General features: G+C 67.8%; 9 protein-coding genes and 4 pseudogenes. 8 read left to right on the forward strand and 5 right to left on the reverse strand.

Features of this window, described 5'->3' with window-relative positions; all coding sequences use genetic code 11:
• From ACFYZY_RS29740 to ACFYZY_RS29770, 7 genes and pseudogenes are all read left to right on the forward strand, one after another.
• A pseudogene (locus ACFYZY_RS29740) lies at positions 1-692 on the forward strand (hypothetical protein); the annotation flags it as partial.
• A gap of 23 nt (positions 693-715) precedes the next feature.
• Positions 716-1,905 (forward strand): annotated as a pseudogene (locus tag ACFYZY_RS29745) (dihydrofolate reductase family protein).
• Positions 1,906-2,337: 432 nt separating this feature from the next.
• Positions 2,338-2,919 carry a sigma-70 family RNA polymerase sigma factor gene (locus tag ACFYZY_RS29750; RefSeq protein WP_388700328.1) on the forward strand — a complete coding sequence of 194 codons (582 nt, stop codon included), beginning with the start codon at positions 2,338-2,340 and terminating at the stop codon, positions 2,917-2,919.
• Positions 2,919-3,581 carry a hypothetical protein gene (locus ACFYZY_RS29755; protein WP_388700331.1) on the forward strand — a complete coding sequence of 221 codons (663 nt, stop codon included), beginning with the start codon at positions 2,919-2,921 and terminating at the stop codon, positions 3,579-3,581. The genes ACFYZY_RS29750 and ACFYZY_RS29755 overlap by 1 nt, the downstream gene beginning before the upstream one ends.
• A 99-nt stretch (positions 3,582-3,680) precedes the next feature.
• Entirely contained in the window at positions 3,681-3,860 is a 180-nt protein-coding gene (locus tag ACFYZY_RS29760) for a hypothetical protein (protein ID WP_388700333.1), read from the forward strand.
• Positions 3,861-4,349: 489 nt separating this feature from the next.
• Positions 4,350-4,703 (forward strand): annotated as a pseudogene (locus ACFYZY_RS29765) (MFS transporter); the annotation flags it as partial.
• A 38-nt stretch (positions 4,704-4,741) separates the two neighbouring features.
• On the forward strand, positions 4,742-5,797 hold the full coding sequence (locus tag ACFYZY_RS29770; RefSeq protein WP_388700335.1) for an ArsO family NAD(P)H-dependent flavin-containing monooxygenase: 1,056 nt from the start codon (positions 4,742-4,744) through the stop codon (positions 5,795-5,797).
• A gap of 37 nt (positions 5,798-5,834) precedes the next feature.
• Here the strand turns inward: ACFYZY_RS29770 and ACFYZY_RS29775 are convergent, their stop codons facing one another.
• The 3 genes from ACFYZY_RS29775 to ACFYZY_RS29785 all read right to left on the reverse strand — a co-directional run bounded on the left by ACFYZY_RS29775 (position 5,835) and on the right by ACFYZY_RS29785 (position 9,450).
• Positions 5,835-6,497 (reverse strand): hypothetical protein, encoded by a 663-nt coding sequence (locus tag ACFYZY_RS29775; protein WP_388700338.1) that lies wholly within the window; start codon positions 6,495-6,497, stop codon positions 5,835-5,837.
• Between the two features lie 102 nt (positions 6,498-6,599).
• Positions 6,600-7,598 carry an abortive infection family protein gene (locus ACFYZY_RS29780; protein WP_388700339.1) on the reverse strand — a complete coding sequence of 333 codons (999 nt, stop codon included), beginning with the start codon at positions 7,596-7,598 and terminating at the stop codon, positions 6,600-6,602.
• Positions 7,599-7,767: 169 nt separating this feature from the next.
• Entirely contained in the window at positions 7,768-9,450 is a 1,683-nt protein-coding gene (locus tag ACFYZY_RS29785; protein ID WP_388700341.1) for a hypothetical protein, read from the reverse strand.
• A 456-nt stretch (positions 9,451-9,906) separates the two neighbouring features.
• On the opposite strand from ACFYZY_RS29785, the gene ACFYZY_RS29790 reads away from it, so the two are divergent.
• A complete protein-coding gene (locus ACFYZY_RS29790) occupies positions 9,907-10,356 on the forward strand; it encodes a hypothetical protein (RefSeq protein WP_388700344.1) in 450 nt (149 codons plus the stop codon).
• A gap of 106 nt (positions 10,357-10,462) precedes the next feature.
• On the opposite strand, the gene ACFYZY_RS29795 is transcribed toward ACFYZY_RS29790, so the two are convergent.
• Both ACFYZY_RS29795 and ACFYZY_RS29800 read right to left on the reverse strand, forming a co-directional pair.
• Entirely contained in the window at positions 10,463-11,329 is an 867-nt protein-coding gene (locus ACFYZY_RS29795) for an IS5 family transposase (RefSeq protein ID WP_388700346.1), read from the reverse strand.
• Positions 11,319-11,400, reverse strand: a pseudogene (locus ACFYZY_RS29800) (IS5/IS1182 family transposase); the annotation flags it as partial. The pseudogene ACFYZY_RS29800 and the gene ACFYZY_RS29795, both read right to left, overlap by 11 nt.

Here is an 11,400-nt window from a genome sequence, read left to right on the forward strand (position 1 = left end):
CTGAGCCCACTCGGCATCGGAGAGATCACCACGCCCCACACCAAGCGGAACGATTCACCCCTCGGCGAGTCACTCGACCCGTCGGACACGCCCTAACCGCGTACATCCTCGCTCGCAAGGCCCAGCTCGCTGTTGATACCGGCCATCCCGTCGACGGCCTGGGCCTCGCCGCCGCTGCCCGGCGCACAGCCCGGCCGGGCAGTCGGCTCGAAGTCATCGCCGTCCTCCACGAGGCGCACGCACACGCGATACTCGGCGAAGGCGCCAAAGCCCACCGCGCATACGAGACCGCCCTCACTTTGCTGGGCCGTGCGGACGTCGACGGAGTCTGGGGCTCGTGGCTCGACGAGGCGTACATCAAGACTGCCCGTGCCCGTTCCCTTGCCGCACTGGGGGACTACGAGCGGGCCGCCGTCGGCTTCGACAGCGCGATCGCGGCGCTACCGGCGATGTATCGGCGCGACCGAGGGGTCTACCTGGCCCGGGCAGCGCGTGCCCACGCGGGCACCGGAAACATGACGCTGGCCGCCAGGATCGGTACGCAGGCTGTTGGGATCGCGGCCGAAACCGGGTCCGCCCGGATCATCGGTCAGCTGGGTCGGCTGGACCTGGCGCTTGCCCCTGCGGCGGGTGACGAAGGCGTTGCCGAGTTCCGGGCCGCGCTCGACCGCATCGTGCTACACCCTGCTTGATCTGCTCACCCTTGGAGTTCACCGTGTCTCGCCCTTACGTCCTTCTGTCCGCTGCGGTCTCCATCGACGGCTTCCTCGACACCCGCCCCGGTGAAGACCGGCTCATGCTGTCCAACCCGGAGGACTTCAACCGCGTTGACTCCGTCCGCGCCTCCGTCGACGCGATCCTCGTCGGCGCCGGCACCCTCCGCGCCGACAACCCCCGCCTCCTCGTGAACTCCGAGGAGCGTCGTGCGGCCCGGGTTGCCGCCGGCCGGCCGGAGTACCCGTTGAAGGTCACGATCACCGGCACCGGGGATCTCGACCCCGACTGGAAGTTCTGGCATCACGGTGGCGAGAAGCTCGTCCTGGCCGTCGGCAACGAGGCCGCTGAGAAGGCCCGAGCCAACCTCGGCGACCTCGCCACCATCCAGGGCATCCCCGGTGAGGCCACGTGGCCGACCGCTCTCGACGTCCTCGGTGACGTCTACGGCATCAAGCGGCTGATGGTCGAAGGCGGCGGCACCCTCCACACCCAGCTCCTCGAAGAGGCACTCGCCGACGAACTCCAGCTCGTCATCGCCCCGCTCCTCGTCGGCCAGTCCGACGCCGTACGGATGCTCGGCTCCGCGCACTACCTCGGCGGCCCCACCGCCCGCCTCCGGCTCCTGGAGACCCGCCAGATCGGCGACGTGGTACTCCTGAGGTACGCCCCCAAGGACATCTCGACGGAGCCCCGATGAGCAACGCCCCCTTCTCCGCCGGCGCCCCTGGCCCCGGCCGTGAACCCAACGCCGCGGACCGGGCCTGGCTCGCCCTTGCCTGCGAACTCGCCGGTCTTTGCCCGCCCTCGACGACCGCCTTCAGCGTGGGCGCGGTCATCGTCGCCGCCGACGGGACCGAACTGACCCGCGGCTACTCCCGCGAGAACGACCCCCACGACCACGCCGAGGAAGCCGCCCTCGCCAAGCTCCCCGCCAGCGATCCCCGACTCGCCACCGCCACGATCTACAGCTCCCTCGAACCCTGCGCCAAACGCGCCTCCCGGCCTCACCCGTGCGCCCAGCTCATCCGCGATGCCGGCATCCGCCACGTCGTCACCGCCTGGCGCGAGCCCGACACCTTCGTTCCCGGCGCCGAAGGGACCGAGCTCCTGGAGGGCGCCGGCGTCACGGTCGTCGAACTGCCCGAGTTCGCGGACGCCGCCAAGGCGCCCAACCGCCATCTGCTCTGAACCCAGGTACCGAAGGCGCGGCCTGCGGCCGCCTCGTTCGTGCGGCCCGTGACGGAGCCCGTGCGGTGGGGCGCGCCAATGTTGTGGTGATCGCCTGGACGAGCGCGATCTCAGGCCGCAGGCAAGTGCGCCGACGAGGCGCGAATGGTGTGCCGTACGTCACATGGGCCGTGTATCCGGGTGCGCTGCGGAAGGGATTGCGCCTGCTCAGGGGTACTCGTCCGCCTTCTCGATCTTGCGTTCCGTGGTGGCCCGGGTGCGGTCCGTAAACTTTCTTCGCACGCGCATGAGTGTTCGGGCGCCGATTTCGCTTAAGTGATCGGTGGGAGAGCAACACGCCCTCCGGCACCGGGAGTTGGTGCCCGTCCCTCGATAAGGAAGTGCCCGTGACCACTGCTGTGCTGCTCTGCCCGCGCGACGCGGGAGGCCCGTGTGCGTGACGCGACCGGGCCCGACTCGGGCCATGCCGGCGGCGTACACACGACGTTTCCGCTGCCGCTCGACTTTGAGGCGTTCGTCCTCAGCCATCAGGAGTTCTTTCACCTCTACGCCGAACTCCACTGCGGCAGCCGCAGGACGGCCGAGGATGTCGTGCACGAGGTGTTCCTGGAGATCCTGACCTCCTGGGAAGGTCTGCTCCAGGAAGACGAGCTGGAGCGCCGGACCCTCGCGGTGCTGCACCGGCACGTGGCCAGGCGCCTCGCCCGGGAGGGGCGTGACCCCGCGTACATCATCAACGGTCCGATCGGCCAGAACCTCCGTGCCCTGCGTGGCGAACTGGAGTTCGCTCCGAGCCGGATCGGTTTGTACGAGGCGATCTCCGAGCTGCCGGTTCGCCAGTACACGGTGATCGTGATGCGGTTCCTGATGGGGTACTCCACCAAGCAGGTCGCCCGGTACATGCACATCGACGAGCGCACCGTGAACCACCACTGCCGCCGGGTCAAGGAACGCCTGGGCAGGAAGCTGGGCCTGCCCACCCGTGCCGCGGCTCGGCAGAAGGAAGGCCAGTAGTGACCCGCACCATCGACGACCTCCTGGAAGACGCCGCGGTCCCCGTCGCGGGGAACCCCCGCTTCGACATCGGCGCCGCCCTGCGCCGACTCGCCGCCGACGCCGGCCGTAACTCGACACCGCCCTCCACCCACCTCGCCGGCGCCGCCCGGGCGGGCCGGCAGCTTTCGACCGTGTGTCGGTGGGCGATCAATGCCCCCAATGCCCCGGCTGACATCAGTCGCCTCGCCGACGCCCCCAGCCGTGATACCCAGGGCGAGTTCGACGAGGACGGCGCCGCCGTTTTCGCCTGCCTGCTCTTCCTCACCGGTCACCCTGAGAGCGCCCAGTTCTGGTGGCAGCTGTCCGCCGGTGCCGGAAACCGGATCGCCGCCTACTGCCTTCACTTGCACCACCTCGCCCTCGGTGAGCACCGCGAAGCCGCCCACTGGCGGCACGAGGTCACTGCCGCTACCACCGAAAGCGGCGGGATCGACGATGTCCTCCTGGACTGCCTGAGCGCGGTGGCCTCTTACGTCAGGAAGAACGGTTCCGTCGGCAGCACACCTCCCACCGGACAGCTGGAGATGGAGGTCGACCGGCTTGCCGACGACGACGGCGGCATAACCGGTCCGCCCGACCGGCGCCTGGCCGATCGGCTGCGCGAGTTCGCCAACCGCTGATCCACCGAAGCACCCGCACGTTACCCACAGTGAAGGGAGCCCTCCGGGCACCGCAGTGCCCGGAGCGCTCCCTTTCGCATCCCCAGGAAGGGACCGATCGTGACCACCACCCCCACTTCGCCCACGCGGCCCGGTACGCTGCGGACCCGCCGCGGTCTGTTCCGCTGGGGCCGCCGACAGCGCCGCGCCGCTGCCGGCCACTTCGTGCGCGGCCTCAGCTACGGTGCCGGCATCACCGCCGCGAGTGCCGTCGGCTACTGGCTCCAGCAGCTCTGGTGAACCGTCCCTTCCAGTCATCGACCGTCCATGAGATCTGAATGGGACGGGCGCTGCGAACTCGCGCGAGTCTGGGGACCAAACTTGGGGACCAGTGCCTGGTGCATGCAATTGTGCCGGGAAGCCGGGGGAAGGGCACCCGCAACCCGCCATCCCTAAAGGGCGGGGCAGATCCGTGAAAGTGCCCTGGAATGAACGCCGTTGCGCGGCGCATCCTCTGCGGGCAGGTGAACCTCGGCGGGAAGAGGTGCCGTTGCGCCCCTGAGAGTGACCTCCGTCCCGCGTCCTTCATTGATCGGTCTCGTGGCCCCACCCATGAGCGACACCTGTCCGCCTGGCGTGTCCCATGTAAAGGAACGATCAAGGAAACGGAAGATGTATCAGAAGTGGGGGCAATGTGAACGGCAGCCGTACAGCTGGTCGTCGGTAGAGGCTTTTCAGCCGCCCGCCTGGCTGCTTAGATTCCGTTCGAATCAGAGACCAACTGGGGGCCGCCGCACCGGACCCCGCCTGCGCCTGGCCGTCCTCATAGCGTGCGGCGGCCTCCTGACAGCAGCCCTGGCCGCGATCCCCGGGCCCTACCCCCTGGTCGTCGCCCTCTCCATGGCGACCGGCATGATCCGAGGGAACCTCACCCTCGCCCAGGCCACCGCTGTCACGGACAGGTGGGGAGCGGCCCACTACGGGCGGCTGTCCGGGCTCCTCGGAGCGCTTCCGACCGCGGCCGGTGCCCTCGCACCTTTCGCGAGCGCGGCCCTCGCCGGCTTGCTGGGTGGATACCCTCACCTGTTCGCACTGCTTGCGGCGGTCGCGGCCGTCGCCGCCCTCGCCGCCACCCGTACGTAACCGAACTCGAAGTAATCGGAAGAAGGGAAGTCCCCGACATGAGCAGGACGTTCGACGTTGTGGTGATCGGTGGAGGCCAGGCCGGACTCGCCGCCGGCTACCACCTGCGCCGAGCCGGCCTCGACTTCGTCGTCCTGGACGCGGGCACGGCACCGGGCGGCGCCTGGCGGCACGCCTGGGACTCCCTCCACCTGTTCTCCCCGGCGGCGTACTCCTCGCTCCCGGGCCGCATCATGCCGCCGCAGCCGGGGGAGCAGTTCCCCGAAGCGGGACACGTCGTCGAGTACCTCACCGACTACGAGCAGCGGTACGACCTCCCCGTCGTCCGCCCTGTACGTGTCCGAGGAGTCCACGACGAAGGCGAACTCCTCCGCATAGAAACCGACTCCGATACCTGGCACGCCCGCGCGATCATCAGCACCACCGGCACCTGGTCCCGCCCCTTCGCACCGACGATCCCCGGCCAGGCTGACTTCCAGGGCCGCCAACTCCACACCGTCGAGTACGACAACGCGGCGACGTTCGCGGGCCAGCGGGTCATTGTCGTCGGAGGCGGCAACTCCGGCGCTCAGATCGCCGCCGACCTGGCGCACGACACCCACCTCACCTGGGCCACCTTGCGCGAACCCCGCTACCTCCCCGACGACATCGACGGCCGCGCCCTCTTCGACGCCGCCACTGCCCGCCGCCGCGCCCTCGACGAGGGCCGCCCCGACACCGGCGGTATCTCCGCGCTCGGCGACATCGTCGCCGTCCCACCCGTCCGCGAGGCCCGCGACGCCGGCCTCCTCAAGGCCACCCCGATGTTCGACCGCCTCACGCCGACCGGCGTGGCGTGGGCCGACGGCATGACCGCGGAAGCGGACGCCATCATCTGGTGCACCGGCTTCCGCCCCGCCCTCACCCACCTCACCCCCCTCGCCCTCCGCACCTCCGACGGCCGCATCCCCACCCAAGGCACCCAGTGCGTCACCGACCCCCGCATCCACCTCGTCGGCTACGGCGACTGGACCGGCCCGGCCTCGGCCACCCTGGTGGGCGTGGGCCGCACGGCTCGCGAGGCGGCCCGGGCCATCGCCGAACGCGTTCGATGACCACTTCCTCGTGGCAGGGAACTCGTGAGAGGGCCGGTCACGGGGAGTCCTCGTCGTACTCCTCTTCAAGACCCAGTTCGGCATCGGTGAACGGCTCGCCCAGGTCGGGCATGGAGAAGAGTCCGCCGCCGGTGCTTTCGACGAATCTGACGACCCGGTCAACGGGCCTGTGCAGCTGCTCCCTTTCGAGAGTGGTGCGGCAGGCGCGGCAACGCCAAGGCCGTCGGAGGGTAGTCCACTGTGCTCGGGCGCATCCGGGGCAGGTCACGAAGTAGGTCGACGGCCCGAAGGGCGTTTCCCAATTTGCGTAGCCCCGTCTGGGGCGGTGGCCGGTCTCAGTCCAGGGGGTGGGCAGGGCCGGCCTGCCGATCAGGACGAATTCACCGCCGGGCCACTGGCAAGTGCAGGTGCTTTCGCATCGGCAGGCACGCGTCCGAGCCAGCTCCTCAGTCTTCTCGGTGCGCGGTATCCCGGGACCTTTGACCTCGATCCAGGTGCCGAGCTCCGGCAGCCAGAAGTCTGGGAGATACAGCGTGCCGGACTCGAGGGTGATGGTCTCGGGCTCGTACTGCCACGCGATGCCGTTGCCGTCGAGGGTGGCCGCCCAGTCGGCTTCGAGCCGCGACCGGAATGTGGTGTCGCCGTAGACGGTCGGAACTGCATCTATGGAGGGGCCGTTGCTCTCTGCTTCGTTGATCACAGGGGCTCCTGTTCAAGTATCGGCGACCGGCTGCAATGCCTCTGAGCGTGCTGTGCGGACAGTCGAAGGGCGGGCGGCCGCTCGGGTCCATCATGTGGCGCCTCAGCGATCGCCGTAGGGGGCGCGGGCCTCAAGGTCCATGATGATGTTGGACCAACATCCCGCCGCCTGGCTTGGCATCTTCGCCGTCGCGGTCTTCATGGCGTCGATGATCTCTGCATGGTTCTGTTGGAACGGCAGTGACCAGGACGCTGCTGCCAGCACGCTGGAGAGTTCGGTGAGGACGCGATCGGGTGCGGAGTGGTGTTGCAGCATTTCTGCTGCGCAGTCTGCGCTGGCAGGAGCGTAGGCATGCGCCTGGCCATCCACATTGATGAACAACCCCTGCACGACGCCTTCCCGGTAGGGTTCCGGCCACCTCTCCGGGTGAAGCGCGCACGCGCGGATTCCGTCGATGCGGACGGTAAAGGTCTCGTTCGCGGTCCGTTGGCCGACGGCGACACCCAGGCGATGCTGCTCCGGTCGGTCGAGTCCCGGAACATTGGTTGCTTCCAGGCGAGCGGCAAGATCGCCGCTGTAGAAGACGGAGCCGCTCTGTAGATCATTCACCAGGGGAGCTACCGCGCCCAGGAGGACGCTCTCGAGTCTGGCCATGGCCCATCGCACCCAGAGGAGCGCCGCGTGGACGGATGCGTCGACGACCTCGTCCGTGACGTCGTGGACGATCGCGCGACCATGCCCGGTTCCGTAGGCGTTACGCAATTCGCGCAATTGGGCGGCCATCTTCTTCGCGTACTCGGGTATCTGGCGCAGAGGGTGGTTCCCGGGAAGCGTCGGCCCGATCACATGCTCGATGACCTTGTGCGCTGCCCCCAACACCTTCGTGTATTCGTCGCCGTCAGCAACGACGCGGCCATAGGACACGAGCGTTACCCGGGCGACGCTTTCGACCAGCTCCTTCGCTGAACCGACGATCAGCGGCCGGTCGTTAGCTGAAGCGGCAGCTGACAGGCGACCGTAGGCGTCGCTGACTGCTTCCCACTGATCATCCTGGATCCCCTGTGCACGGGGGAGAGGCTCTTGCAGCAGATTCTTGATCACGCTCCGATTCTCCCTGTCGTCCTCTGGTGCGGTGGGCGGCCACTCGCCGTACGGCCCTGATGGGGGAGCAGTCTGAGGGACCGACGCGCCTGGCCCGCAACAGGGGCAGGGCGCCAAGGGACGTCACTGTTGGGAGGCTCGCCGGGCAGGCGCCGCCACCAAAGTCGATTCAGCGTGGCTCCGGGTACCCGTCGAGGCCGAAGGGAGTCGGCGTCAGCGGTAGACCGTCATCTGGCGTGTCTGTCAGGAACATACGGAACCGTTCCTCGTCCGCCGGCCTCAGGATGATCTCCTTCTCGACGGCTCCCGCATCCAGAGCTGCGAGGGCGGATGGCCCGTCCTGAGCCGATACTCGCGTATGGAACATGCAGGCAGTTCCGAGGTCGAGTGATCGTCCCGCAATCTGGACGGTGCAGTCGGGACTCGTCATGCGTACGGACTGGGGCTGCCCGCTGAGTAGCTGGCGCATAGCCGGGTCCTCTGCACCGGCGACCGTGATGGTGAGGGTGCGGGAAAAAGGCGATGCGACGCATCGGCCATCGATCAGCAGGCGGGCCATTCGGAGGGCAATGCGATCCTGGGCAGGAAGTCCGAACGGGACTGGGAAGTACTGGTCCGTGTGGCGCTGGACTACCTCGAGGTCTTCAACGAACAGCTGCAACTGGGCTAGTTGGCGAAGGCTCTCATCTGAAGCGGCGCGTGGGAGGCGCCCCGCGCCCGCGGTCTGGCCATCCACAGCGATCTGGAAGTCTCCGCCTTCGAGGAGCCGGCGCCGCAGGCGTAGGGCCCTTACCGCATCCTGTGGCGTGAGACCTTCGAGGGAGTAGGTGTAGGCGAGCTTCGGAGGAACGGCATCGTAAAACGGGTTCAGAATTCTAATCTGGCCGCCTGGCACGGCGATGTCGATCGAGCGCCCCAGACTCCCCGAGCTTAGGCCGTTCAGCTCTCCAGCGTATGCTGCGGTCACCCGACCCGTGTCGTTGACAAAGGTCAGTTCTGCGGGTGCTCCAGCTCCTGGGGCTGGGCCGACTGGCCTCCACGCTACCGCGACGTTCTTGAACGTATGGGTTAGCCAGTCCGGACCGCTGATCTCCAGGCGCTTTACGGCCTCGGGCGGCAGGGCCACCTCCTCGGCAACGCCATAGCCGAATGCCCGGGTCATGGCCGAAGTGAGTTCAGGTGTCAGGCCACTGGTGCGCCCGGTGAAGGTGAGACTGATGGGACTGACCTCGTGAGCACGGGGATGTTTGCCTCGCAGCGTCTGGATGACTGCGTTGCCCGCGCGGGTAAAGTCCATCGTCCAATGGGGATCGATCTCGTCGGTCACCCGACCAAGTCTCTGCACTCTCTTGGCGAGATCCTTCGAACCTCGGCGCAGGATGGCCTTTTCCTGGCCATAGACCTTCGCTGCCTCGAACATTTGATCGCGAGTGAACGATGCCTCGAGATCGCCGTGAGCGGCTAGCCGGTCGTCCAGCTCGGCCCGGTCCATGATCCGCACCTTCACATCGCGTCCGTCGGCAAGTCCTGCGACGAAAGCGCGCTCGGAGTCGGTGACGGTGCACGGCACCACCAGAATCCACTCATGCGGGTCATGGGCCATGGCGCGTGCGAATGATTCCTTGATGGAGGGTCGGCGTCCCTTCATCGTCGTGGCGAACCCGTCGGGGTAGTACTTCAGCTGAAAGATGCGCAGACGCTCGCCACTCACCACTCGAATGTCAATGCCGCGATCGCCGCCGCGTCCGTTGACGGCCTGCACAACCGCAGTGCCGTCATAGAGGCGATGGACCAGCGCCTCCACGATGCGGTCGAACCGCGGCTGCCCGATCTGATCCCACCCGACCGCCATATGGTCACACCTCCAGTGAAGTCCACCAGAAGCATGGCACGCAGCACTGACAACTGTTCGGGCGTCGGACGCACGGCGTAAGTGGCTGCGGCGTGACGGACTCGCGTCCCCCGGTCCGCGACGTTGGCAGGTTCGGCCGGAGCCGTGGTGCGGATCAGATGCGTGTGGGGTTCAGCCGAGAGCGCAGAGAGCAGGGCCGACCTGGGCGTCCCCGGCCCGCCCAGCTCCGGGGACAGCCCAGAGACGGTGGGAGTGTCAGTGGCGGATTAGGGGCTGTCCGATGGGTCGTGTGAGCTGATCAGGGCCGTGGCATAGGCGCAGATGAGCTTCTCCCGAGGCGCCGTCGTCGGGCTCGCCCGCACGGAGAGCTCGTCGCCAATCCGCCCGTCCTTGCCTGCGTCGGCCGGTTGAGGAATTTGGTTGCGGTGGATCAGGCAGATGCGGTCATACTCCGGCATGAGTAGAGACGCCGAGGTCATCGTGCTAGCCCGCTGGTCGGACGAGGTGATGGAACCGCTGACCCAGGACGACCCGGAACGCACGTGGCGAGGTCGCTTCGTCCCGATAGCGGGGCAGTGGGGCTACGAGTTCGGGTGGGCCCTGGAGTTCGAGAAATTGCGTGGCCGCCAGGGCCTGCTCAGGCACCTGGAGTCGCTGCCGTGGCCGCATCCGCACACGGTGCAGGTTCTGCTTCGCGACCAGGACGACGACTGCTTCGGGCTGTGGATGTTCCAGGAGGGCCGGCTGGTGGAAGTCACCATTCCGCGCACCGAGCGTTTCCACCAGCCGGCACCGCCCAATGAGGACTTCGAACCCTACCCGGGCATGCTGCTGCGCACCGACCAGAACACGGCTCTGCCCGAGCAGACCCCAGAAGCGCGCCGCGACACCCGCTCACCCTGGTAGACCGAGTTCGGCAGCTCATCTTGGGACGTCAGGGCTGTCGACGAGCGCGTACTCAGCGAACTGCGCCACCACTACCCAGGTGCCAAGGACCTCTCAACGGGGCGTTTCACTGCGGACGGAGCCATAGGCGGATCGCGGCCACGGTGACCGTCCCGTGGAAGACGTACGCCCGTTTGTCGAAGCGCGTGGCGACGGCGCGGAAGTTCTTGAGCCGATTGATGGTCCGCTCGACCTCGTTGCGGCGGCGGTAGATCGTCTTGTCGAAGCCCGTGGGCCGGCCTTCTTGGCTGCCGCGGCGTCGGCGGTTGGCCCGCTGGTCTCTCGGCTCGGGGATCGTGTGCTTGATCTGGCGTCTGCGCAGGTGACGCCGATTACGGCGTGATGAGTACGCCTTGTCTCCCCCGACATGGTCGGGCCGAGTGCGCGGTCGTCCACCAGCCTGTCGGGGCACACGGATCTCTTCCAGGACGGGAATCATCTGCGGTGCGTCCCCCCACTGACCGGGCGTGATGACAAACCCGAGCGGGCGACACCCACCCTCTCCAGCAAGGTGGATCTTGCTCGTGAGCCCGCCTCGCGAGCGTCCCAGGGCCTCATCGGGACGATGACGCGCCGGGCTCCTGCGCCGACCCGGAATCTTCGGGGCACGAGTGGAGGCGCCGGCCGCGTGCTGATGAGCGCGGCAGGTCGTGGAATCGACGCTGACCATGCTCCAGTCGATCCGGCCCTCAGCATCGGCGTCGGCCTGGACGGCCCGCAGGATCCTCTCCCACGTGCCGTCCGCCGACCACCTTCGATGACGATCGTGAACCGTCTTCCAGCTACCGAAGCAGGGAGGAAGGTCCCGCCAGGGGAGGCCGGTCCGCTGCCGGAACAGAATCCCGTTGATCACACGGCGGTGGGATTGCCAGCGTCCACCCCGCCCGCGATTCACCGGCAAGTGCGGCTCCAGTGAGCCTTTTTCATCCTGAATAGTTGCAGGTCAGGAGGGTGTGGATGGCTTGGACGATGGTGCCGATGCGTCGGGTGGAGCATCTGGCCCGG

The sequence above is a fragment of the Streptomyces sp. NPDC001744 genome (genome assembly GCF_042892575.1).
Classification (GTDB): Bacteria; Actinomycetota; Actinomycetes; order Streptomycetales; family Streptomycetaceae; genus Streptomyces.